Below are 21,781 nucleotides of genomic sequence, written 5' to 3'. Positions count from 1 at the left end.
CGGAATGAGATTACCTTGCCCCATCTGCGGTGAACGGGACCGCCGCGAGTTTTACTACAAAGGCGACGCCTTGGCGTTGGACCGGCCCGCAGGGGACGCGGATGGGGGTGTCTGGGACGACTACCTGCACAACCGCGACAACCTCGCCGGCGTCGTGCGGGAGTTGTGGCACCATGCGGGTGGCTGTGGGGCGTGGATCGTTGTGACACGCGATACTGTCACCCATGAGGTTCACGGGGCGGAACGGGTCGGAAAGGCAAAGGCATGAGGGTTGCGGGCAAAGGCCATACGGACGCGGCTGAAACGGTCCACTTTACCTTTGACGGACAAAGCTATGCAGGCCGCAAGGGTGAGACTTTGGCGGCGGCGTTGTTGGCAAACGGCGTCAAATTGGTGGGGCGGTCGTTCAAGTACCACCGCCCGCGCGGCATCGTGACCGCAGGATCGGAAGAACCCAATGCGTTGGTCACCGTGGGAACCGGCGGCGGGCAAGACCCCAACGTGCGCGCCACCACGCTTGAGATTTACGACGGGCTTGAGGTGCGGTCGCAAAACGCGTGGCCGTCATTGAAATACGATATGATGTCAGTGAACGATCTGGCGGCGCCATTCCTTAGCGCGGGCTTCTATTACAAGACGTTCATGTGGCCCAAGGCGTTTTGGGAAAGCCTCTATGAACCGGTGATCCGCAAGGCGGCTGGTTTGGGCGCGTTGTCGGGCGACATCAACGACGACATCTATGAAAAGGCTTTTGCCCATTGTGATCTGCTGATCATTGGCGCGGGGCCTGCGGGTCTGATGGCGGCGCTGACCGCAGGGCGCGCGGGTGTGGATGTCATTCTGGCCGACGAAGACAGCCAAATGGGGGGGCGTTTGCTGGCCGAGACCTTCACGGTGGATGGGCAAGACGGGGCCGATTGGGCCGCCGACGCCGTGTCGGAGTTGGCCGCGATGGACAACGTGCGCCTGATGACGCGCACGACCATTACTGGCGCCTATGATCAAGGCACTTATGGTGCGATTGAACAGGTGGGGCATCACGTGGCCCGCGCTGATGCGCCAGATCTGCCGCGCGAGTGTTTCTGGCGGATCGTGGCCAAACGGGCGGTGCTGTGTGCCGGTGCGCTGGAACGGCCCATTGCCTTCCCGAACAACGACCGGCCCGGGATCATGATGGCAAGTGCTGTGCGCAGCTATCTGAACCGCTGGGGCGTTGCGCCCGGTAAGGCGGTGACGATTTTTGCCAACAACGATGACGCGCACCGCACGGCGGTGGATCTGATCGCAGCGGGCGTGAAAGTCGCCGGTGTGATTGACGTCCGCGCGGATGTGCAGGCCATGGGCGACTACCCCCTTTATACATCGGGCGCTGTCACGGCGACGAAGGGACGTTTGGCACTCGAAAGCATCACCATCACCCACGCGGTTGGTACGCGAGAGATCCGCACCGATTGTTTGGCCATGTCCGGCGGTTGGAATCCGACCGTGCATCTGACGTGCCATATGAATGGGCGGCCCACATGGGACGAAACCCTGCTGAGCTTTGTGCCCACGGATGGATCGATCCCTGGCCTGACCGTCGCGGGGGCTGCTGCGGGACACATGTCGACCCTTGGCGCGTTGCAATCGGGGGCCAAGGGTGCGGCGGCGGCCGTGGCTGATTTGGGGGTGACGGCAAAGGTGGACGTGCCCACCGCAGAAGATGACCCCTACCGGATCGAGGCATGTTGGCAGGTTGACGGGAAGGGCCGCAAATGGCTCGATTTTCAGAACGACGTGCATGTGAAGGACATCAAGCTGGCCGCGCAGGAAAATTTCCGCAGCGTCGAGCACATGAAACGCTACACCACCCAAGGTATGGCGACGGATCAGGGCAAATCGTCCAATGTGGCGGCTTTGGCGGTGTTGGCGGATGCCACGGGACGGGGAATTCCTGAAACAGGCACGACGACCTTCCGCCCTCCTTACGTGCCGGTGTCCATCGCGGCCATGGGCGCGGGGTCGCAGGGCCACGGGTTTGCGCCCAAACGCCTGACCACATCGCACCATGCAAGCACAGGCCGCAGTGCCCCGATGATCGAGGCTGGCCTGTGGTATCGACCCAGCTATTTCCCCGCACCGGGTGAAAAGACATGGCTGGAGAGCTGCAACCGTGAGGTCGGCTATGTCCGCGACGCCGTAGGCGTGTGCGATGTCAGCACATTAGGCAAGATCGACATTCAGGGGCCGGATGCTGCGGCGTTTCTTGATTTTGTCTATGCCAATACGTTCTCAACGCTAAGGGAAAACCGTGTGCGATATGGCCTGATGTTGCGCGAAGACGGCCATGTGATGGACGATGGCACCACCGCGCGCCTTGGCGCGGATCATTACGTGATGACGACGACCACGGCAGCAGCGGGACAGGTGATGACCCATCTTGAATGGGTGGCCCAAGCGTTGCGCCCGGATCTGGACGTGCGGTTTGCCTCCGTCACGGAACAATGGGCGCAGTTCGCCGTGGCAGGCCCACGGTCGCGGGCGTTGCTGAACACAGTGCTGGATGACCCAATCACCGGTGAAGACTGGCCGTTCATGTCCTGCGGTGCGGTGTCCATTGGCGGCATCGAGGGGCGGTTGTTCCGCATCTCATTCTCTGGCGAACATGCCTATGAGATCGCGGTGCCGTCGCGCTATGGCGCGTCGCTTTTCCGGCTGCTGGTGGCTCAGGCCGAGGCGATGGAGGGCGGCGCCTACGGGATGGAGGCGCTGAACGTTCTCAGGATCGAAAAGGGCTTTATCACCCACGCAGAAATTCACGGGCGGGTGACGGCCTTCGACATCGGGATGGACAGGATGGTCAGCCGCAAGAAGGATTGCATTGGCTTTGCCGCCAGTCGCCGTGAAGGGCTGCTGGATGGGCAACGCGAACGGTTGGTCGGGCTTCGGTCCGTCAATGGAACCGACAAGATCACGGCAGGGGCGCATCTGTTTGTTGAGGGTGCAGATGCGGTCAGCGACAACGATCAGGGGTACATCACATCGGTCTGTTGGTCGCCCACGTTGGACAGCCACATCGGGCTGGGGTTCGTCAAAGACGGGCCAAGCCGGCTGGGCGAACATGTCGTGGCGGTGGATCATGTGCGCGGCGTGACCGTCACATGTGAGGTCTGCAGCCCTGTTTTCTTTGACCCAGACGGGGGACGTGTCCGTGGCTAAATTGATCGAGACCACACCCTGCGCGGGGCTATTGCCGCTGTCCATCGGCGGCGTGAACATCCATGAAATTAACCTTGGACAAGTGACACTGGTCGCCCCTTATGCGGGCGGCGCCAAGGCGACGTCGGATGCGTTGAAGGCTGCGATCGGGGTGACATTTCCCAAGCCGAACCGCACCAACGGGGCAGGCCCGCGTGCGATCTGGTGCGGATTGGATCAGGCGCTGATCGTGGGCGGAGCGTGCCCTGATCTGCCGCAGGCCGCCGTCGTCGATCATTCGGACGCTTGGGCTGTGGTGCGGATTGAGGGGGCCGAGGCCGAGGCCGTTCTGGCCCGTCTGGTTCCGGCAGATCTGCGCGCCTCCGTGTTCAAACGGGGCCACACGGTGCGCACGATGTTGGTGCATATGAACGTTGGCATCACGCGTGTGGGAGCATCCGCGTTTGAGGTGATGGCCATGCGGTCCATGGCGGGCACGCTTGTGCATGATCTGGAACAGGCGGCCAAAGGTGTGGCCGCCCGAGCGTTGATTTAACTTGCGTCTGGCGGGCTGACTTTTGTCAGCACGCTGGTCTGGGTGATCTGCCCGATGGCTTGGCCGTCCTCCATCACCGTCAGGGCGGGGGCGGTGGTCAGCGCGTCGATGACTTGGCCCACCGGCAGTTCTGCGTCCACGGTCGGGATCGCCTTCGCCTCGGCCGCGCCGGTAAGGCTGGACAGCCAGCCCTTCGGTTCTTCAGCTGGCCGTGGGCCCATCACGTCGCGGGCACGCAACACGCCCAGAGGGTTCATATTTGCCACGAAATCAGCGACATAGCCGTTGGCCGGATTGCTGAAAATCTCTCTCGGGGTGCCACATTGGACGATGCGGCCGCCTTCCATGATGGCGATGCGGTTGCCGATTTTGAACGCTTCATCCAGATCATGACTGACGAAGATGATCGTACGGTTCAGGCGCTTTTGCAGATCAAGCAGTTCATCCTGAAGACGTGTGCGGATCAGCGGGTCGAGGGCTGAGAACGGTTCATCCATCAGCAGGATCGGCGCGTCGGTGACAAAGGCGCGGGCAAGGCCCACGCGCTGTTGCATGCCGCCCGAAAGCTCCCCCACCAAGGCAGTGGAGCGGTCGGCCAGGCCGACCAATTCCAGCTGTTCGTTGACTTTCTGCTGTCGCGCGGCCTTTTCCATGCCGCCCAGTTCCAGACCCAGCCCGACGTTGTCACGTACGGTGCGCCACGGCAGTAGCCCGAACTGTTGGAACACCATCGACACCACGGAGCGGCGCAGCTTACGCAGCTCAGGTTCGGGCGCGCTGCCGACGGTGCAAGACCAGTCCTTACTGTGGACACGCACCTCACCCCGGACCACGGGGTTGAGGCCATTGACCGCCCGCAGCAGCGTCGATTTTCCGGATCCAGACAGCCCCATCAGGACGAGGATCTCACCCTGTTCCACATCCAGCGAACAATTATGGACGCCGAGGATCTGGTCGGTGGCGGTTTGCACCTCGGCGCGGTCGCGGCCTTCGTCCATCAAGGGCAGGGCCCTGTGCGGTTTGCCGCCAAAGACGATTGAGACGTTGTCGAATTCGACGGCTTTCATCGCTTGTCCCCCCCGTTTGCACCCACGCGCAGCATTCGATCCAGCATGATGGCCACAACGACGATGATCAGGCCGGATTCGAACCCTTTGGCCGTGTCGACGGTGTTCAATGCGCGCACCACCGGCACGCCAAGCCCGTCCGCCCCGACAAGGGCCGCGATGACAACCATGGACAGCGACAGCATGATGGTCTGGTTCAAACCAGCCATGATCTGCGGCAGGGCGGACGGCAATTCGACCTTCCACAGTTTTTGACGCGCCGTGGCGCCGAAGGCATCCGCGGCCTCAAGCAACGCGGTCGGTGTGGACGACACGCCCAGATGGGTCAGACGGATGGGGGCGGGCAACACAAAGATCACGGTGGCGATCAGACCTGGAACCATGCCGATGCCGAAAAACACAATCGCGGGGATCAGGTAGACAAAGGTGGGCAGGGTTTGCATCAGGTCAAGCACGGGCCGCATCCACGCATAAAGACGTGGACGATGGGCCGCAGCGATGCCGATGGGCACGCCCACGCCCATACAAACGATGCAAGCCGACAGCACCAACGTCAGGCTTTCAGTGGTTTCTTCCCAGTAGTCTTGGTTGAGGATGAACAAAAAGCCCAAAGCGATCAGCGCGCAGGTTTTCCAGTTGCGTTGCAGCGCCCATGTGATGGCGACAAAGACGCAGATGACAATGAATGGATGGGGCGTTTGCATCAGCCACAAAAAGGCGTCGATCATGGCCTCAAGCCCATCTGCGATGGCATCGAAGACGACGCGGCCGTTGCGTTCCAGCCCTTCGAATATGGTTTCCGCCACATCCCCCACGGGGATCTTATTGTCCGTCAGCCAATCCATACTGTTCCCTTTGTCCCGTGTTTGCCGTCCACCTCACGGCAAAGGGCCGCCCCTGATTGGGGCGACCCTGTTTTTGGTTTGTTTGGCTTAGCTGTCCAGTGCCGCCATGACGGCCTCGGCTGCGTCGCCGCCGTCAAGTGTGGTGACACCGTCCAGCCACCCCATGACGAAATCGGTGTTGGCGGCCATCCACGCCGTGGCTGCGTCCTCAGGATCGGTGCCGTCGTTCAGGATCGCGCCCATGATCTCGTTCTCCATGGCGAGAGAGAATTCGAGGTTTTGCAGCAGCTTGCCCACATTGGGGCACGCGTCGACATAGCCTGCGGTGGTGTTGGTGTAGACTGTTGCACCGCCCAAGTTGGGGCCGAACCAATCATCGCCGCCCTCAAGATAGGTCATCTCGTAGTTCGCGTTCATGGGATGAGGTTCCCAGCCGAGGAACACGACAGGTTCGTCGCGGTCCGAGGCGCGGCCCACCTGTGCCAACATCCCGGCCTCAGACGATTCGACGACTTCCATCGTGTCTTCGGACAGGCCGAATTCACCGGCTGCAATCATGTCCATGATCAGGCGGTTGCCGTCGTTGCCGGCCTCGATGCCGTAGATTTTGCCGTCGAGCGCATCTGCGTTTGCGGCGATGTCGTCGAACGAGGCGATGCCCAGGGCCGCACCGGCCGCATTCGTGGCGAGTGTATATTTCGCACCTTCCAAGTTGGCGCGCACGGTGTCGACGGTGCCTGCCTCACGGTAGGGGGCGATGTCGCCTTCCATGGTGGGCATCCAGTTGCCCAAGAACACATCAACGTCGCCCTCGGCCAGTGAAGTGTAGGTCACAGGCACGGACAGGACCTTGATATCGGTTTCATAGCCCAACGCCTCCAACACGACTGTGGTGGCCGCTGTCGTCGCTGTGATGTCTGTCCAGCCCACGTCAGAGAACGTGACGGTCGAACAGGCGTGGCCGTCGGCCGCTGCGGCCCCTGCGGCGCAGATCGCAAGAATGGAAAGGGTATTTTTCATGAGGAAGCCTCCCGTTGGCTATTGTTGATTGACGAGTCAATTAAAGACAATCTAAAGTCGCTTGGCACCTGATTTGAGGAAAAGATGCCCAAGCTTGGAATGGAACCTATACGCCGCGCAGCTTTAGTTAAAGCGACCATCGATGTGATCGGTGCGCAAGGGTCGCTGGACGTGACTGTCAGCCAGATTGCCAAGAAGGCGGGTATGTCTTCGGCGCTGGCACATCATTATTTTGGCGGCAAAGACCAAATTTTTCTGGCCGCCATGCGGGCGATTTTGCGTGATTTCGGGACCGAAGTGCGCGCAGGGCTCAGGGCGGCGCGCACCCCGCGTGCGCGGGCAGAGGCATTGATTGACGCGTCGTTTGCGCCGTCGTGCTTTGCCCCTGCCACGATCAGCGCGTGGATGACGCTTTATGCGCAGGCCACGACCTCCCCCGATATGCATCATTTGTTGTTGCTGTATCAGCGGCGGTTGGCGTCGAATTTGACCCATGCGTTGCGGCCCTTGTCGGTGCGGCCCACTCAGGACGCGGAAACACTCGGCGCTTTGATTGACGGGCTGTATCTGCGCGCGGCGCTGGCCCGCGACACCGATCCGCAGACTGCACGCGCCGTCGCGCTGCGCACCCTTGATCACCTGACGGGAGCCGCCCAATGACCCAACCCAACATTTTGATCCTGATGGTCGACCAGCTGAACGGTACGCTGTTTCCCGACGGGCCCGCCGACTGGCTGCATACGCCCAATCTGAAAAAGCTTGCCGCGCGGTCGACCCGGTTCAAAAACAGCTACACCGCGTCGCCCCTGTGCGCCCCGGGTCGGGCCTCGTTCATGTCCGGCCAGTTGCCCAGTCGCACGCAAGTCTATGACAACGCTGCGGAATTTGCCTCATCAATCCCGACCTACGCGCATCATTTGCGCCGTGCGGGATATCAGACCTGTCTGTCGGGGAAGATGCATTTCGTCGGCCCTGATCAGCTCCATGGGTTTGAAGAACGTCTGACCACGGACATCTATCCGCCTGATTTTGGCTGGACGCCGGACTATCGCAAGCCAGGCGAGCGGATCGATTGGTGGTATCACAACATGGGGTCCGTGACCGGCGCAGGCGTGGCCGAAATCACGAACCAGATGGAATACGACGACGAGGTCGCCTATCACGCCACGCGCAAATTGTATGATCTGTCACGGGGGCACGATGCCCGTCCGTGGTGCTTGACCGTTAGTTTCACGCACCCGCACGACCCATATGTGGCCCGCAAAAAATACTGGGACCTCTATGAGGATTGCGACCACCTGCTGCCTGAGGTCGGGCCCATTCCCTACGATCAGCAAGACGCCCACTCCAAACGGATTTTGGATGCCAATGACCATGAGAATTTTGAGATCACCGAAGATCAGGTGAAACGGGCGCGGCAGGCGTATTTTGCCAACATCAGCTACCTTGATGATAAGGTGGGAGAAATTCTGCAAACCTTGGAGGACACGCGGCAAGAGGCGATCATCCTGTTTGTGTCCGATCACGGCGATATGTTGGGCGATCGGGGGCTGTGGTTCAAAATGTCGTTCTATGAGGGATCGGCGCGGGTGCCCTTGATGGTGTGCGCCCCGCAGATGCCAACAGGTTTGATCGAGACACCAGTGAGCAACATCGATGTGGCCCCGACATTGTGTGATCTTGCAGGTGTGTCCATGGATGAGGTCATGCCGTGGACCGAAGGAATGTCCTTGGTTCCTTTGGCCAACGGGGTGGAACGGGACGCACCCGTCGCGATGGAATATGCGGCAGAAGGGTCGTATTCGCCGCTTGTCTGCTTGCGATATGGCAAGTGGAAATACACACGCTGCATCCTCGACCAAGATCAGTTATTTGATATGGATGCAGATCCACATGAGCTGACGAACCTCGCAGATGTTGAAAAACATCAAGGCACGGTGCACCAGCTGCGGGCCAAATCCGAGGATCGTTGGGACCTGAACGCCTATGACGCTCAGGTCCGCGAAAGTCAGGCCCGCCGTTGGGTCGTTTATGAGGCCTTGCGCAACGGTGATTATTTCCCGTGGGACCATCAGCCGCTGCAAAAAGCATCCGAACGCTACATGCGCAATCACATGGACCTCAATATTCTTGAGGAAAATCAACGCTTTCCGAGAGGTGAATAAGATGGCCTACGAGATTCAGCCCAAAGCCAGCCATTTCATTGATGGCGCCTATGTCGAAGACACTGCTGGCACGCCGATCCGCGTGATCTGTCCCGTGTCCGAGGAAGAGATCGCGCGCGTCTATGCGGCCACGCCTGCGATCATCGAACAGGCCTTGGCGTCGGCCAAACGTGCACAGGTCGCTTGGGCCGCGATGACAGGCACAGAACGGGGCCGCGTGTTGCGCCGTGCCGCCGATATCATCCGCGACCGCAATTATGATCTCAGCGTGTTGGAAACCAACGACACAGGCAAGCCGTTGCAGGAAACACTGGTCGCTGACGCGACATCCGCCGCGGATGCCCTTGAATACTTTGGCGGTCTTGCAGGAGCCCTGACCGGCGAACACGTGCAATTGGGCGAGGATTTCGTCTACACCCGCCGCGAAGCGCTAGGCGTTTGCGTGGGGATCGGGGCGTGGAATTACCCCACCCAAATCGCCGCGTGGAAGGGCGCCCCCGCTTTGGCTTGTGGCAACGCGATGGTGTTCAAACCCTCTGAGACAACGCCCCTCTGCGCGTTGAAAGTTGCCGAAATACTGCATGAGGCTGGCGCGCCCGCGGGCATCTACAACGTCGTGCAGGGCATGGGCGAGGTCGGTCACGCGCTGATCACGGACCCACGTGTGGCCAAGGTTTCGCTTACGGGATCGGTGCCGACGGGCCGCAAAGTGTACGCAACCGCGGCCGAGGGCATCCGTCACGTGACGATGGAATTGGGGGGCAAATCGCCTCTCGTGATTTTTGACGACGCCGACCTGGAAGATGCCGTCGGGGGCGCCATTTTGGGCAACTTCTATAGTTCGGGTCAGGTGTGTTCGAACGGGACGCGGGTGTTCGTGCAAAAGGGCATAAAGGACGCGTTTCTAAAGCGGCTGGCGGACCGGTTGCAGGACGTCAAAATGGGTGATCCGCTGGATGAAAGTGTTAATTTTGGCCCGCTCGTGAACGCCAAGCAGTTGGATATCGTGCAAGGCTTCATTGCCAAAGGTATCGAGGAAGGCGCACGTCTGGTGTGTGGTGGTGAGCGCGAAAAGCGCGCCGGGTACTTCTTGCAACCGACTGTTTTTGCGGATGTATCGGATGATATGACTATCGCCCGCGATGAAATTTTCGGCCCTGTTTTGTCGGTGCTGGATTTCGAGGACGAGGTTGAGGTGCTGGCGCGTGCCAACAACACAGATTTCGGTTTGGCCGCGGGCGTCTTTACCAACGATCTGGGACGGGCGCACCGCATGGTTGCAGGGTTTGAGGCGGGCACCTGCTACATCAACACCTACAATCTGGCGCCAGTGGAGGCCCCATTCGGCGGGTCAAAACTGTCCGGTGTTGGGCGCGAAAACTCGAAAAACGCGGTCGATCATTACAGCGAAATGAAATCCGTCTATGTCTCGATGACCGCAGTTGAGGCCCCCTTCTGATGCAAGCGGACTATGTGGTGGTCGGTGCGGGCAGTGCGGGATGCGCGATGGCGTACCGGCTGGCCGAGGCGGGCAAATCCGTGCTGGTGATTGAAACGGGCGGCAGTGATATTGGCCCATTCATCAACATGCCTGGCGCTTTGTCCTATCCGATGAACATGAAACGGTATGATTGGGGATATCAGACGGAGCCTGAACCCCATTTGGGCGGCCGACGGTTGGTGTGCCCCCGTGGTAAGGTCATCGGTGGGTCATCTTCGATCAATGGAATGATTTATGTGCGCGGCCATGCCCGCGATTTCGATCATTGGGCTGACAGTGGGGCCGATGGATGGGCCTATGCGGATGTGCTGCCGTACTACAAACGCCTGGAGGATTGGCACGATGGTGGCCGCGGGGGGGACCCTGATTGGCGCGGCCAAGGCGGCCCATTGCATGTCACCCGCGGCCCAGGGAAGAACCCGCTGACCCAAGCTTGGATTAAGGCGGGGGGGCAGGCGGGGTACGAATTAACCAGCGATTACAATGGACATCAACAAGAGGGTTTCGGACCCTTTGATGCGACGATCTGGAAAGGACGCCGCTGGTCTGCCGCGTCCGCCTATTTGCGTCCTGCGATTGCGACGGGCCGTTGTGAGGTTATCAAAGGCTTGGCCACACGGGTCGTGATGACGAACGGGCGGGCGACGGGTGTTGAATTGACGGACGGCCGCGTGATCGAGGCCCGGGCTGAGGTCATTTTGGCAGCATCTGCGTTGAATTCGCCCAAGTTGTTGATGTTGTCGGGCATTGGACCGGCGGCACATCTGGCCGAACATGGGATTGAAGTGATCGCGGACCGCGCGGGGGTGGGGCAAAACCTTCAGGATCATTTGGAATTGTATGTTCAGATGGCGGGCAAGGGCCGGCACTCACTTTACAAATACTGGTCTTTGCTGGGCAAAGCGATGGTGGGGGCCCAGTGGCTCTTTACAAAATCTGGCATTGGCGCGTCTAACCAGTTTGAGGCCTGTGGCTTCATCAGGTCCCGCGCCGGCATTGATTACCCAGATATCCAATTTCACTTTCTGCCACTTGCGGTCCGCTATGATGGCGTGGGCGCTTCGGAAGGGTTTCAGGCCCACACTGGCCCCATGCGGTCTGAGTCCCGCGGGGAAGTTACATTGAGGTCGGCCGATCCACAGGCGGATCCACGCATTTTCTTCAATTACATGTCGAAGGAGAGCGATTGGGTTGATTTTCGAAAGTGCATTCGCCTGACGCGAGAAATTTTTGCGCAAGAGGCTTTCGCGCCCTATCGAGACGGAGAATTGATCCCCGGACCGCAAGCGCAGTCCGATGACGAGCTTGATGACGTGATCCGTGAACACGTCGAAAGTGCGTATCACCCTTGTGGGACCTGCAAGATGGGGCGTGCGGGGGACCCTGCCGCTGTCGTAGACCCTATGGGACGTGTCATTGGGGTGGACGGTTTGCGGGTGGCTGACAGTTCGATTTTTCCAAGGATTACAAATGGTAACTTGAATGCCCCGTCGATCATGGTGGGGGAAAAGATTGCCGATCATGTCTTGGGTCGTCCCCCCTTGCCACCCAGCAATGATGCGCCGTGGATTCACCCCGAATGGCAGACCGCGCGGCGTTAACTCCTTTTTCAGTTCTGACTTGAAGTGGCGTGCGGTTAACCTTTAGTTAACGGAATGATCCGGTTTTGTTCTCTCCTGCTTCTTTTGGCCCAACCAGCGTTCGCAGATCTGTCTGGACGGATTGAGGTCGTCGATGGTGACACCTTCCGCGTGGGAGGAGAGACGGTTCGTCTACATGGAATTGACGCACCTGAACGCGATCAACCCTGCACAGACAGCCAAGGCCGATCATGGCCCTGTGGTGCATTTGTCAGTGAACGTGTGCACGCGCGCTATGATGGGAAAAGTGCAATTTGCGAGGTGATCGAGACGGATCGATACGGGCGTTATATTGCAAAATGTTATGTCGAAAGACGTGATGTTGGCGACGATATCGTTGCGGAAGGCTGGGCACAGGCCTATCGGCGGTATTCGATGGACTACGATCTGACGGAGAAAGCAGCACAGGTTCGCAGCGTGGGCATTTGGGCTGGATCCATGGAGGCCCCATCCGATTTTCGCGCCACACAACGCGCACAAGCGTCCCAAGCCGCCCCGACAAATTGCAGAATCAAAGGCAACATTTCATCCTCGGGCCGGATTTATCACATGCCGCACAATCGCGATTATCAGAACACACGCATCAATGAGGCACGAGGGGAACGGTGGTTCTGCTCCGAGGCTGATGCGCAAGCTGCGGGGTGGCGGGCGGCCCGAAACTAAGCGTCGGCGTTTTCCACGACCTCCTGGAAATTATCAAAAAACTTGTCCGCCATTTTCTTGGCAAAGCCGCCCACGATGCGGTTGCCCAATTGCGCAAGTTTTCCGCCGACTTTGGCGTCTACCAGATAGGTGAGTTCGGTGCCTTCGTCGCTGTCCGCAAGCGTCACCTTCGCGGACCCTTTGGCAAAACCTGCAACACCGCCTTTGCCTTCTCCCACAAGACGATAGCTGTTCGGCTCGTCGATATCTTCAAGGGTCACCCCACCTTTGAATGTGGCCTTCACGGGGCCGACTTTCTGTTTGACGACGGCCTCAAACCCATCTTCGGCAGAGCCGCTCAATTCCTCGCAGCCAGGGATACAGGCGCGGAGGGTTTCAGGATTGTTCAAGTGTTCCCAGACGGTTGCGCGATCTGCGGCAATTGTGCGCGTGCCTTCAAGTTCCATCGTCCATATTCTCCCGCATTCAATCTAATTGATAGGGTAGCATGCCACGTTCGTTGGGGTCCACGCGAAGTTGTCGTTCAAGCGGAGGGACAGATCGGTGGGGGCAGTTTTTGCGTTCACAAATGCGACATGAGATGCCTATGGGTTCAAATGCCGCTGCATCATCAAAGCTGAGGTGGTCGGCATAGACGAGTGCTGCGGCGTGTTTGACCTCACAGCCCAACCCGATGGCATAGCGCCGCGTAGGGACGCCCCACGCGCCACCCGGTTTGCTGACATCACGGGCCAAACAGAAATACCGCACGCCGTCGGGCGTTTCGGCCAGTTGCCGCAACCAACGTCCCGGTGTTTCGAATGCGCCATGGACGTTCCATAGCGGACAGGCCCCGCCAAAGCGCGCAAATTGAAGCGTGGTTGCAGAATGGCGTTTGGTGATCGTACCCGCAGGATCGACACGCACGAAGAAAAACGGAATGCCTTTTTCCCCGGGGCGCTGCATTGTGGACAGTCGATGGGCCACCTGTTCCAAAGACGCGCCGAAACGATCAGCAAGGCGTTCCAAGTCATGGCGGACGTCGCGGGCGGCTTGCAAAAATTCAACATATGGCATGAGGGCCGCCCCTGCAAAATAGTTCGCCAATCCCACTTTTGCGATGCTGCGCGCTTGCGGCGACTGAAAGCGGGCGAGATCCAATGTGGCCTCAAGCAACTGGTCATATTTAATCAGGGCCACCTGCAACAGGAGCTGAAATCTCTGGGTTTCTGCGACAGCGGATCGGGACAGATAAAGCGTTTTGGTGTCATCGTCATAGCGACGTATCTGATTGTCATCGCTATAGATCACGCGAACGCCGGCATCGGACAGTGCACTTCGCGCGGCGGCCTCAATATTCCGGCCGGCCGTAGTTGCAAACCTTTCGGCGGAGCGGTCAACGGCATCAATGTAGTTGTCGCAATAGTGGAAAAAGTCGCGCACCTCCTCCCATGGGCTGGGCTGTAGTCGGCTGTCTTCGCGGCCCAAGGCCTCATCCAGGGAGGACAATCGTTCGTGTGTCTGGCGGTAGGCCATGTGCAGATCCAGAAACGCACGCGCCAGCGCAGGCGCGTTCGAGGCTGCAAGCCGCAAATCTGAGAGAGGCGGTGTCGGGCCACTGAATACCGGATCGGCCAAGGCTTCCCTCATGTCGCTGACGATACGCGCTTCGTCGCCCGATTGCAGTTCCGTCACGTCGAACGCAAATTCCTGCGCGAGAGCCAAGACAACCGTCGTGGACACGGGGCGGTTGTTGTTTTCCATCTGGTTTAAATAGGGCAGGGAGACGCCCAGCTTTTCTGCAAACGCCTTTTGTGTCACGCCGATGCGTCCGCGCAATTCACGCAGTTTTGCCCCGGCATAGAGTTTGTTTGGTGCCATAGTCCCACCCTTTGCTAAGTTTGGAATAGGCTTTGCAAACTTGTCTGTCTAGCCTTCGCCCCCGCGCGCGACGGTGCGGGCCCGCGCGATCACCCAAAGCGCACAAACCACAGAGGCAAGGGTTGTCAGCAGCATCAGTATGATCAAAGGCGCCGCCCCCGTTCCCGGTCCAAGGATGAAGCCTGCGATGGCCGACAGGCCCGCGCCGCCCCCAATCATGAAGGCCCCGCCCAATCCCGCAGCTGACCCTGCAAGATGCGGCCGCACCGACAGCATGCCCGCATTCGCATTGGGCAACAAAACGCCGTTGCCCAAGCCGATGAAGATCATAAACCCAAAGAAAACAAGGGGATGCTGTAATCCCGCGACATCGAAGGCCAGCAGAAGAACCATCCCAATGACGGTGATCAGCGCGCCCATCAAAACCATCGAATTGACACCGACGCGCACGGAATACCGCCCCGACACCCCATTGCCCACCATATAGCCGATGGCGGGCGCCCCGAAATAAAGACCCAGTTCAGCAGGTGTCATGTTGAAGACGTCAGATCCCACAAACGGCGCCCCACCAAGGTAGGCAAAAAACGCCCCCGATGCGAAAGCGGCCGCCAGACAATAGCCCCAGAACCGCTGCGATGTCAGCAGGGCAGGGTATTCCCGCAATTGACCGCGAAAGCCGCCTGTTTGCCGCTCAAACGTCTCTCCCTGATCGAAATAGACGATGATAAGCAAGGCCAGTCCCCCCACCGCCAGCATCCAGAATGAGGCTTGCCAGCCGAACCATTGATCCAACGCGCCGCCAGCGACGGGCCCCAACATGGGGACGATGGACATGCCCATCGTGACGTAGCCGATCATCGACGCCGCTTGATCCTGTGGGACCATATCGCGCACGATTGCCCGGCTCATGGCGAAGCCTGTCGCGATGGATGTTTGCAAAAGCCGGCAGGCCAGAAAGACGCCGAATGTCGGGGCAAAAATCGCGCCAAGGCTGACGACGACAAACAGGGCAGTGCAGCCAATCACAACCGGTCTGCGCCCGTATCTGTCCGAGATCGGGCCTATCAGGATTTGCACGACTGCCGTCATCGCAAGATACAGCGACACAGACAGTTGCATCAGGCTGTAATCCACTCCGAAATGCTCAGCCATTGAGGGGAGAGACGGGAGAAAAACGTTTAAAGACAATGCGCCAACCCCCGCCATCAGGATCAGCGTTCCGATGTGAGGTGGGGTGGTTGGATCGAGGAACCGCGCCTTTAGGCGGGGTTGGTGCTGTGTTGATGGGGATGTCATTGCGCGACCGTAGACCCATGTGGCGGCAGCGTCCATTGCGGTGATTGCAGACAAATCCGGCTCACTCTTGTATTTGCTGATTTGCAAACTGCACTCATCGCAAAAGAGGGATTTTGCAAATTTGCCCATTCATCCGGCGTTTGGGACTCGGATTGCGGGGTTAAATTGGATAGCGTGACGCCAACCAATAGGGGGAAAGACATGACCGATATCCTCAAGGAGCTGGGCGATCGCCGTGCTGCAGCGCAGCTTGGCGGCGGACAGGCGCGCATTGATGCACAGCATGGCAAAGGAAAGTTAACAGCCCGCGAACGGGTGGAATTGCTTTTGGATGAGGGCAGTTTTGAAGAATTCGATACGTTTGTCACCCATCGCTGCACCGATTTCGGGATGGAGAACGTCAAACCCGCGGGCGACGGGGTGATCACCGGATGGGGCACCATCAACGGTCGGCAGGTTTATGTTTTCTCTCAGGATTTCACTGTTTTGGGTGGGTCTGTATCAGCGACCCACGCCGCCAAGATTTGCAAGATCATGGACATGGCAATGCAAAACGGCGCGCCGGTGATCGGCATTAACGACAGTGGCGGCGCGCGCATTCAGGAAGGTGTCGACAGCCTTGCGGGATATGGTGAGGTGTTCCAGCGCAACATCATGGCCTCCGGTGTGGTGCCACAAATTTCGTTGATCATGGGGCCCTGTGCGGGCGGGGCTGTCTATTCCCCCGCGATGACGGATTTCATCTTCATGGTCAAAGACAGCTCCTACATGTTTGTGACGGGGCCGGATGTCGTGAAAACCGTGACGAATGAACAGGTTACGGCGGAAGAGTTGGGCGGGGCGACAACGCATACGCGTAAATCCTCCGTGGCGGATGGGGCGTTTGAAAATGATGTAGAGGCCCTTGCCGAATGTCGGCGTCTGGTGGATTTCCTGCCGCTCAACAACCGGTCCAAACCGCCTGTGCGCCCGTTCTTTGATGATGTGGACCGGGTCGAAAGCAGCCTTGATACTCTGATCCCTGACAACCCCAACCAGCCCTACGATATGAAGGAGCTGATCCACAAAATCGCAGACGAAGGCGATTTTTACGAAATTCAGGCCGATTTTGCGGGTAACATCCTGACAGGGTTTATCCGGCTTGAGGGCCAGACAGTCGGCGTCGTGGCCAACCAGCCCATGGTGCTGGCGGGTGTTCTGGACATCGACAGCGCCCGAAAGGCGGCGCGGTTTGTGCGGTTTTGCGATGCGTTCGAAATTCCGATCCTCAGCCTTGTGGATGTGCCCGGCTTCCTGCCTGGCACCACACAGGAATACAACGGCGTGATCAAACACGGTGCCAAACTGCTTTTTGCTTATGGTGAGGCGACGGTGCCGAAGGTGACGGTCATCACCCGCAAGGCCTATGGCGGGGCCTACGTCGTCATGTCGTCCAAGCATATGCGCGGGGATATCAACTACGCGTGGCCCACGTCTGAAATTGCGGTCATGGGGGCCAAGGGCGCGACCGAGATTTTGCACCGTAAAGATCTGGGCGATCCCGAAAAGACCGCGGCCCACACCAAAGACTACGAAGACCGGTTTGCGAACCCGTTTGTGGCCGCTGAACGGGGGTTCGTGGATGAGGTGATCATGCCGCAATCCACGCGGAAACGTCTGTGCCGCGCATTTGCGGGCCTCAGGGGTAAGCAGCAACAGATGCCGTGGAAAAAACACGACAACATTCCGCTTTAAGGCTTGGGGATGACTGCTGTGAGGCGATATATCGGGGCTTTGGCCCTCGGCGCATTGGGGGGCATGGCGACGTCTGTCTGGGCGAATGACATCCCCGTGCCGTCGGGGCAGCCACTGTCGTTTCTGCAGTTCATTTCTGAGGACGACGGCGCTTTGGTGCGGTTTCGTTTCCTCGCGCCGCAGATCGGGACCGGCTACGACTACATGACAGTCTTCCCGGATTTTCAGGTGTTGTGCGATCAACAGGTCGTCCCTGTTCTGGATCAAAACGGGCTGACGCCGACACGGATTGTCCTGTCGATGTCAGCGGCCGAAGTTGAATTTGGACAAGATGACCCCGATGTTTTGCAGTTTTTTGAGATATTTCGGCCAGAAAATGGCATCTGCATCTGGGAGGAATTTTAGTGCCTCCACAATATCTTGCGCTCGTCCCTTCACTTGCGATGCCAGTTGATGCAGCGCGGTCACAGGCCCGCGCCTTGGAATTCGCCACGTATCTTTCGCGGACAGCTTCGCGTAGTTTTCCACAAGGTTACACCCAAGTGACCGATCCTCAAAAGGCGAGGAAAATCGGGAAGTTGCCCGGCGTTCTTCGTGTGAAAGACAGAGACAGGAGACTAACATGTCCAAGAGCATCAAGAGCTTTGTGGCCGTCTCATTGCTGGCCGTCATGGCCGCATGTGGCAGCTCCGACGCAGGTGACGTCGAAGAATTCGTGGTCGTTGACCCGGTTCCAGTTACCGTTGAGCCCGTGTTTAACGGCAAGCTGTAAACCAGCTGACAAAGACCAGATAGGACAGGCGTTCGCGCCTGTCCTGACCCCATCCCGCCGCCCCGACAGAAAGGAGGCCGCGTGATGGAAAAGCACCGCGGATTTCCCAGCCGCCTTCCCAGCACAGATTTTCAATTCACCATTCGCCGTCCCGTGAAAAAGGGGTTGCCGCCAAAGCTGCATGCGCGCGAACGCTATGCAGACCGCAGGCCCGCCGACCGGCGTGCGGACGAAGGGTTTATGTGGGCGCTGATGACACATTTCGGCGCAGAGCCGTTTGTGCGGGGCAATCTGGATGCTGGCCGTCTGAACTGGGTCTTCGGGCGCGAAGTTCTGCCCGCGGAAGACCCGTTCGATCCCGAAAGCTATGATGCCCTGCTGCGGCTGGATCTGGATCTGATCCAGCGCAACTTTCCCGACATCTTCCGCCCAGATTGGGCGCCGGGAGGGCAGTAGCGGTGCAATGCTTGCGCGGGAAATGGCTGATGCTGGGCCGGATTTGGCGGGAAATGGCCTATGGCCAGGCCGCAAATCAGTGGATTGATGACAGCTTGCCTGCGGCGTGCCACGATCTGGATGTGGGTCGGATGATCAGCATTCATCTGGGTTCACATTGTCAATACCGTTACCCTTCCCCTCGTCGGTTCGGACCCTTTGGGCCCGGACCGACATCTTTGTTTGCGCCCGTGCTGGCCGGGATGCGCGGCGGTGCGGCTGCGGCGCAGAAATGTCTTGTGTTGCTGCGCAAAACAGCCGATTCTGTTGCCCATAAAACAAAGCTAAATAAGGGCAGTCTCCTATGCAGAAATTCCGTATCCTCTTCGCCGTCGCCGCTGTTGCGTCATTGTCGGCCTGTCTCGACAATGATCTTGAACGTGGCCTTGCCGGTGCCGCCGCCGGTGCTGTCGTTGCCGAAGCGACAGGTGTTGACCCGCTTACCGGTGCCATCGCAGGCGGCGCCGCAGGCGCGCTGTGTGACGAAATCACCAACCTCTGCCGCTGATTCAAGCGGGCGGGTCCAGCCGTCGCACGCACGGACCACGCACAACAAAAGTAAAACGCCGGAACCTTTTGCGAGGGCCGGCGTTGTCTTTTCGCATTCTTCGAAAGGACACTTACAATGTCAAAATCCATCAAACTTATCGCGGCTTTGTCGGCTGTTGTCTTCGTGGCAGCCTGTGACAACGATGTCGAACGCGCCTTGGGTGGCGCGGCGGCGGGCGCTGTCATCGGCGAAGCCACGGGCAATGACGTCGGCACCTCTGCGGCAGCCGGTGCGTTGGCTGGCGTCTTTTGTGACGACGCAGGCGTTTGTAACTGACACACAGCGCTTTGGCGCATCTGAAACACTTATGAACCGCCGTGCAGGGTCAACCCTGCGCGGCGGTTTTGCTTTCTAGGGGAAGAGAATGTTCAAGAAAATCCTGATCGCCAACCGCGGTGAAATCGCCTGCCGTGTCATCAAGACCGCGCGCAAGATGGGCATTCAGACGGTCGCCGTGTATTCCGATGCGGACCGCAACGCGTTGCATGTGAAAATGGCGGACGAGGCTGTGCACATTGGCCCGCCCCCTGCCAACCAATCCTATATCGTGATCGACAAGATCATGCAGGCCATCAAAGACACCGGGGCTGAGGCTGTCCATCCGGGTTATGGTTTTCTGTCGGAAAACCCCAAGTTCGCTGAGGCGTTAGAGGCCGCAGGCGTGGCCTTTATCGGGCCGCCCAAGGGCGCGATTGAGGACATGGGCGACAAGATCACGTCCAAGAAAATCGCCCAAGATGCAGGTGTCTCAACTGTGCCAGGGCACATGGGGCTGATTGAGGATGCGGCCGAAGCCATCAAAATTTCCGGCGAAATCGGCTATCCTGTGATGCTCAAGGCCTCCGCTGGCGGCGGCGGCAAGGGGATGCGTATTGCGTGGACCGAGGAAGAGGTCGCGGAGGGCTTTCAGGCCTCCAAGAACGAAGCGGCGAACTCGTTTGGCGACGACCGCATGTTTATCGAGAAATTCGTGACCCAGCCGCGCCACATCGAAATTCAGGTGCTGTGCGACAGCCACGGAAACGGCATTTATTTGGGTGAGCGAGAATGTTCGATCCAGCGACGCAATCAGAAAGTGATTGAGGAGGCCCCGTCGCCCTTCCTCGATGAGGCTACCCGTAAGGCGATGGGGGAACAATCCGTCGCGCTGGCCAAGGCCGTGGGCTACGCGTCCGCCGGCACAGTTGAATTCATCGTCGATGGTGACCGGAATTTCTACTTTCTTGAAATGAACACCCGACTGCAGGTGGAACACCCCGTGACCGAGTTGATCACCGGCGTCGATCTGGTCGAACAGATGATCCGCGTGGCCAATGGTGAAAAGCTGACACTGACCCAAGATGACGTGACGCTGACCGGCTGGGCCATGGAAAGCCGCCTTTATGCCGAAGACCCGTATCGCGGGTTCTTGCCCTCCATCGGCCGCCTGACGACCTATCGCCCCCCTGCTGAGGTCGCTGCAGGACCGCTGGTCACCAATGGCAAATGGCAGGGCGATGCGCCGGAGGGTGTGCACGCCGTGCGCAATGATACGGGCGTTTACGATGGGGGTGAAATCTCCATGTATTATGACCCGATGATCGCCAAGCTGTGCACTTGGGCGCCGACCCGTGCCGAGGCGATTGAAGAGATGCGCGTGGCTTTGGATAGTTTTGAGGTTGAGGGGATCGGCCACAACATCCCCTTCCTGTCCGCGGTTTATGACCATGAAAAATTCACCTCCGGCAATATGACGACCGCGTTTATCGAGGAAGAATACCCCGACGGGTTCGACGGGGTTGATTTGGCCGCCGCCGACATCACGCGCGTGGCCGCCGCCTGTGCCGCCATGCACCGCGTCGCTGAAATCCGCCGCACGCGGGTGACGGGCCGGATGGGCAATCATGAACGCAAGGTCGGGTCGGATTGGGTCGTGACGCTGCAAGGCGGCAGTCATCCGGTGGTGATCGAGGCCGACAAAACCGGCGCGACTGTCGCGATCGGTTCGACCATTCACCGCGTTGAAAGCGATTGGACACCCGGTCAGCCGCTGGCACGTGTGACGATCGACGGCGCACCCATGGTGATGAAGGTCGGTAAGGTGTCGGGCGGGTTCCGCATCCGTTATCGCGGGGCGGACCTCAAGGTGCATGTGCGCAGCTCGCGTCAGGCGGAATTGGCCCAACTGATGCCCGAAAAGCTGCCCCCCGATACGTCCAGAATGCTGCTGTGCCCCATGCCCGGCCTGATCGTGAAGGTCGATGTTGAGGTCGGCGACGAAGTGCAGGAGGGCCAAGCCCTGTGCACAGTGGAAGCGATGAAGATGGAAAACATCCTGCGGGCTGAAAAGAAGGCAGTGGTGACAAAAATCAACGCCGGTGCGGGCGACAGCCTTGCCGTTGATGACGTCATTATGGAATTCGAATAGGCCACGTGACCGACGCGGGGCACATATCAGGGC

21 protein-coding genes are annotated in these 21,781 nt (G+C 59.2%); 15 read left to right on the top strand and 6 right to left on the bottom strand.

Annotated features, from left to right (window positions below; translation table 11 throughout):
* The first annotated feature begins 4 nt into the window (after positions 1-4).
* The 3 genes from PSJ8397_RS09725 to PSJ8397_RS09715 are packed head-to-tail and all read left to right on the top strand — an operon-like array spanning position 5 to position 3,733.
* Entirely contained in the window at positions 5-268 is a 264-nt protein-coding gene (locus tag PSJ8397_RS09725; protein WP_085864423.1) for a sarcosine oxidase subunit delta, read from the top strand.
* Positions 265-3,198 (top strand): sarcosine oxidase subunit alpha family protein, encoded by a 2,934-nt coding sequence (locus PSJ8397_RS09720; RefSeq protein WP_085864422.1) that lies wholly within the window; start codon positions 265-267, stop codon positions 3,196-3,198. The genes PSJ8397_RS09725 and PSJ8397_RS09720 overlap by 4 nt, the downstream gene beginning before the upstream one ends.
* Positions 3,191-3,733 carry a sarcosine oxidase subunit gamma gene (locus PSJ8397_RS09715; RefSeq protein ID WP_085864863.1) on the top strand — a complete coding sequence of 181 codons (543 nt, stop codon included), beginning with the start codon at positions 3,191-3,193 and terminating at the stop codon, positions 3,731-3,733. The genes PSJ8397_RS09720 and PSJ8397_RS09715 overlap by 8 nt, the downstream gene beginning before the upstream one ends.
* Here the strand turns inward: PSJ8397_RS09715 and choV are convergent.
* The 3 genes from choV to choX all read right to left on the bottom strand — a co-directional run bounded on the left by choV (position 3,730) and on the right by choX (position 6,665).
* Complete coding sequence (choV, locus tag PSJ8397_RS09710) at positions 3,730-4,800, bottom strand: choline ABC transporter ATP-binding protein (protein WP_085864421.1); 1,071 nt, start codon at positions 4,798-4,800, stop codon at positions 3,730-3,732. The genes PSJ8397_RS09715 and choV overlap by 4 nt on opposite strands.
* Positions 4,797-5,645 (bottom strand): choline ABC transporter permease subunit, encoded by an 849-nt coding sequence (gene choW, locus PSJ8397_RS09705; protein WP_085864420.1) that lies wholly within the window; start codon positions 5,643-5,645, stop codon positions 4,797-4,799. Before choW ends, choV begins: the two co-directional genes overlap by 4 nt.
* Before the next feature lie 87 nt (positions 5,646-5,732).
* Positions 5,733-6,665 (bottom strand): choline ABC transporter substrate-binding protein, encoded by a 933-nt coding sequence (gene choX / locus PSJ8397_RS09700; protein ID WP_085864419.1) that lies wholly within the window; start codon positions 6,663-6,665, stop codon positions 5,733-5,735.
* An 84-nt stretch (positions 6,666-6,749) separates the two neighbouring features.
* Between choX and betI the strand changes: the two genes are divergently transcribed.
* From betI to PSJ8397_RS09675, 5 genes are read left to right on the top strand one after another with little or no spacing between them, the layout of a single operon-like run.
* Positions 6,750-7,325, top strand: a complete 576-nt coding sequence (betI, locus tag PSJ8397_RS09695; protein ID WP_085864418.1) for a choline-binding transcriptional repressor BetI — start codon at positions 6,750-6,752, stop codon at positions 7,323-7,325.
* A complete protein-coding gene (betC, locus tag PSJ8397_RS09690) occupies positions 7,322-8,830 on the top strand; it encodes a choline-sulfatase (RefSeq protein ID WP_085864417.1) in 1,509 nt (502 codons plus the stop codon). Before betI ends, betC begins: the two co-directional genes overlap by 4 nt.
* Position 8,831: 1 nt before the next feature.
* Positions 8,832-10,289: a betaine-aldehyde dehydrogenase gene (gene betB / locus PSJ8397_RS09685; RefSeq protein ID WP_085864416.1), complete on the top strand. Its 1,458-nt coding sequence runs from the start codon at positions 8,832-8,834 to the stop codon at positions 10,287-10,289.
* Entirely contained in the window at positions 10,289-11,932 is a 1,644-nt protein-coding gene (gene betA, locus PSJ8397_RS09680) for a choline dehydrogenase (protein ID WP_085864415.1), read from the top strand. The genes betB and betA overlap by 1 nt, the downstream gene beginning before the upstream one ends.
* Positions 11,933-11,986: 54 nt before the next feature.
* Complete coding sequence (locus PSJ8397_RS09675; RefSeq protein WP_085864414.1) at positions 11,987-12,634, top strand: thermonuclease family protein; 648 nt, start codon at positions 11,987-11,989, stop codon at positions 12,632-12,634.
* Here PSJ8397_RS09675 and PSJ8397_RS09670 read toward each other — a convergent pair.
* The 3 genes from PSJ8397_RS09670 to PSJ8397_RS09660 are packed head-to-tail and all read right to left on the bottom strand — an operon-like array spanning position 12,631 to position 15,790.
* Complete coding sequence (locus PSJ8397_RS09670; RefSeq protein ID WP_085864413.1) at positions 12,631-13,080, bottom strand: CoxG family protein; 450 nt, start codon at positions 13,078-13,080, stop codon at positions 12,631-12,633. The two genes, PSJ8397_RS09675 and PSJ8397_RS09670, sit on opposite strands and share 4 nt — an antisense overlap.
* Positions 13,081-13,099: 19 nt before the next feature.
* On the bottom strand, positions 13,100-14,494 hold the full coding sequence (locus tag PSJ8397_RS09665; RefSeq protein ID WP_085864412.1) for a helix-turn-helix domain-containing protein: 1,395 nt from the start codon (positions 14,492-14,494) through the stop codon (positions 13,100-13,102).
* 48 nt (positions 14,495-14,542) lie between these two features.
* Positions 14,543-15,790, bottom strand: a complete 1,248-nt coding sequence (locus PSJ8397_RS09660) for a multidrug effflux MFS transporter (RefSeq protein WP_085864862.1) — start codon at positions 15,788-15,790, stop codon at positions 14,543-14,545.
* Positions 15,791-15,991: 201 nt separating this feature from the next.
* Here PSJ8397_RS09660 and PSJ8397_RS09655 point away from each other — a divergent pair, with 201 nt between their 5' ends.
* The 7 genes from PSJ8397_RS09655 (at position 15,992) to PSJ8397_RS09630 (ending at position 21,748) form a co-directional block, all read left to right on the top strand.
* A complete protein-coding gene (locus PSJ8397_RS09655) occupies positions 15,992-17,524 on the top strand; it encodes an acyl-CoA carboxylase subunit beta (RefSeq protein WP_085864411.1) in 1,533 nt (510 codons plus the stop codon).
* An 18-nt stretch (positions 17,525-17,542) separates the two neighbouring features.
* Positions 17,543-17,929, top strand: coding sequence for a DUF6497 family protein (locus PSJ8397_RS09650; RefSeq protein WP_143515426.1), 387 nt, complete (start codon positions 17,543-17,545; stop codon positions 17,927-17,929).
* Between the two features lie 217 nt (positions 17,930-18,146).
* Positions 18,147-18,296, top strand: a complete 150-nt coding sequence (locus PSJ8397_RS17105; RefSeq protein ID WP_200811306.1) for a hypothetical protein — start codon at positions 18,147-18,149, stop codon at positions 18,294-18,296.
* 84 nt (positions 18,297-18,380) lie between these two features.
* Complete coding sequence (locus PSJ8397_RS09645) at positions 18,381-18,752, top strand: hypothetical protein (RefSeq protein ID WP_200811305.1); 372 nt, start codon at positions 18,381-18,383, stop codon at positions 18,750-18,752.
* 343 nt (positions 18,753-19,095) lie between these two features.
* The gene (locus tag PSJ8397_RS17210; protein WP_085864408.1) at positions 19,096-19,299 is read left to right on the top strand and encodes a hypothetical protein; all 204 of its coding nucleotides are present in this window, start codon (positions 19,096-19,098) and stop codon (positions 19,297-19,299) included.
* Positions 19,300-19,416: 117 nt separating this feature from the next.
* Positions 19,417-19,617 carry a hypothetical protein gene (locus PSJ8397_RS09635; RefSeq protein ID WP_085864407.1) on the top strand — a complete coding sequence of 67 codons (201 nt, stop codon included), beginning with the start codon at positions 19,417-19,419 and terminating at the stop codon, positions 19,615-19,617.
* Positions 19,618-19,705: 88 nt separating this feature from the next.
* Entirely contained in the window at positions 19,706-21,748 is a 2,043-nt protein-coding gene (locus PSJ8397_RS09630) for an acetyl-CoA carboxylase biotin carboxylase subunit (protein ID WP_085864406.1), read from the top strand.
* Positions 21,749-21,781 lie beyond the last annotated feature (33 nt).

Origin of the sequence: Pseudooctadecabacter jejudonensis (genome assembly GCF_900172275.1) — a bacterium.
GTDB classification, from domain to species: domain Bacteria; phylum Pseudomonadota; class Alphaproteobacteria; order Rhodobacterales; family Rhodobacteraceae; genus Octadecabacter; species Octadecabacter jejudonensis.
The sequence above is the reverse complement of the archived record's forward strand: the minus strand, read 5'-3'. Positions and strand labels throughout refer to the sequence as shown.

What these genes read in the sequence shown, in the direction of transcription:
- betA (WP_085864415.1), top strand. Translation starts at nt 10,289, where the DNA reads ATGCAAGCGGACTATGTGGTGGTCGGTGCGGGCAGTGCGGGATGCGCG.
- PSJ8397_RS17105 (WP_200811306.1), top strand. Translation starts at nt 18,147, where the DNA reads ATGTCCAAGAGCATCAAGAGCTTTGTGGCCGTCTCATTGCTGGCCGTC.
- betI (WP_085864418.1), top strand. Translation starts at nt 6,750, where the DNA reads ATGCCCAAGCTTGGAATGGAACCTATACGCCGCGCAGCTTTAGTTAAA.
- betC (WP_085864417.1), top strand. Translation starts at nt 7,322, where the DNA reads ATGACCCAACCCAACATTTTGATCCTGATGGTCGACCAGCTGAACGGT.
- choX (WP_085864419.1), bottom strand. Translation starts at nt 6,665, where the DNA reads ATGAAAAATACCCTTTCCATTCTTGCGATCTGCGCCGCAGGGGCCGCA.
- PSJ8397_RS09645 (WP_200811305.1), top strand. Translation starts at nt 18,381, where the DNA reads ATGGAAAAGCACCGCGGATTTCCCAGCCGCCTTCCCAGCACAGATTTT.
- PSJ8397_RS09635 (WP_085864407.1), top strand. Translation starts at nt 19,417, where the DNA reads ATGTCAAAATCCATCAAACTTATCGCGGCTTTGTCGGCTGTTGTCTTC.
- PSJ8397_RS09655 (WP_085864411.1), top strand. Translation starts at nt 15,992, where the DNA reads ATGACCGATATCCTCAAGGAGCTGGGCGATCGCCGTGCTGCAGCGCAG.
- choW (WP_085864420.1), bottom strand. Translation starts at nt 5,645, where the DNA reads ATGGATTGGCTGACGGACAATAAGATCCCCGTGGGGGATGTGGCGGAA.
- PSJ8397_RS17210 (WP_085864408.1), top strand. Translation starts at nt 19,096, where the DNA reads ATGCAGAAATTCCGTATCCTCTTCGCCGTCGCCGCTGTTGCGTCATTG.
- PSJ8397_RS09665 (WP_085864412.1), bottom strand. Translation starts at nt 14,494, where the DNA reads ATGGCACCAAACAAACTCTATGCCGGGGCAAAACTGCGTGAATTGCGC.
- PSJ8397_RS09670 (WP_085864413.1), bottom strand. Translation starts at nt 13,080, where the DNA reads ATGGAACTTGAAGGCACGCGCACAATTGCCGCAGATCGCGCAACCGTC.
- PSJ8397_RS09720 (WP_085864422.1), top strand. Translation starts at nt 265, where the DNA reads ATGAGGGTTGCGGGCAAAGGCCATACGGACGCGGCTGAAACGGTCCAC.
- PSJ8397_RS09660 (WP_085864862.1), bottom strand. Translation starts at nt 15,790, where the DNA reads ATGACATCCCCATCAACACAGCACCAACCCCGCCTAAAGGCGCGGTTC.
- choV (WP_085864421.1), bottom strand. Translation starts at nt 4,800, where the DNA reads ATGAAAGCCGTCGAATTCGACAACGTCTCAATCGTCTTTGGCGGCAAA.
- PSJ8397_RS09725 (WP_085864423.1), top strand. Translation starts at nt 5, where the DNA reads ATGAGATTACCTTGCCCCATCTGCGGTGAACGGGACCGCCGCGAGTTT.
- betB (WP_085864416.1), top strand. Translation starts at nt 8,832, where the DNA reads ATGGCCTACGAGATTCAGCCCAAAGCCAGCCATTTCATTGATGGCGCC.
- PSJ8397_RS09675 (WP_085864414.1), top strand. Translation starts at nt 11,987, where the DNA reads ATGATCCGGTTTTGTTCTCTCCTGCTTCTTTTGGCCCAACCAGCGTTC.
- PSJ8397_RS09630 (WP_085864406.1), top strand. Translation starts at nt 19,706, where the DNA reads ATGTTCAAGAAAATCCTGATCGCCAACCGCGGTGAAATCGCCTGCCGT.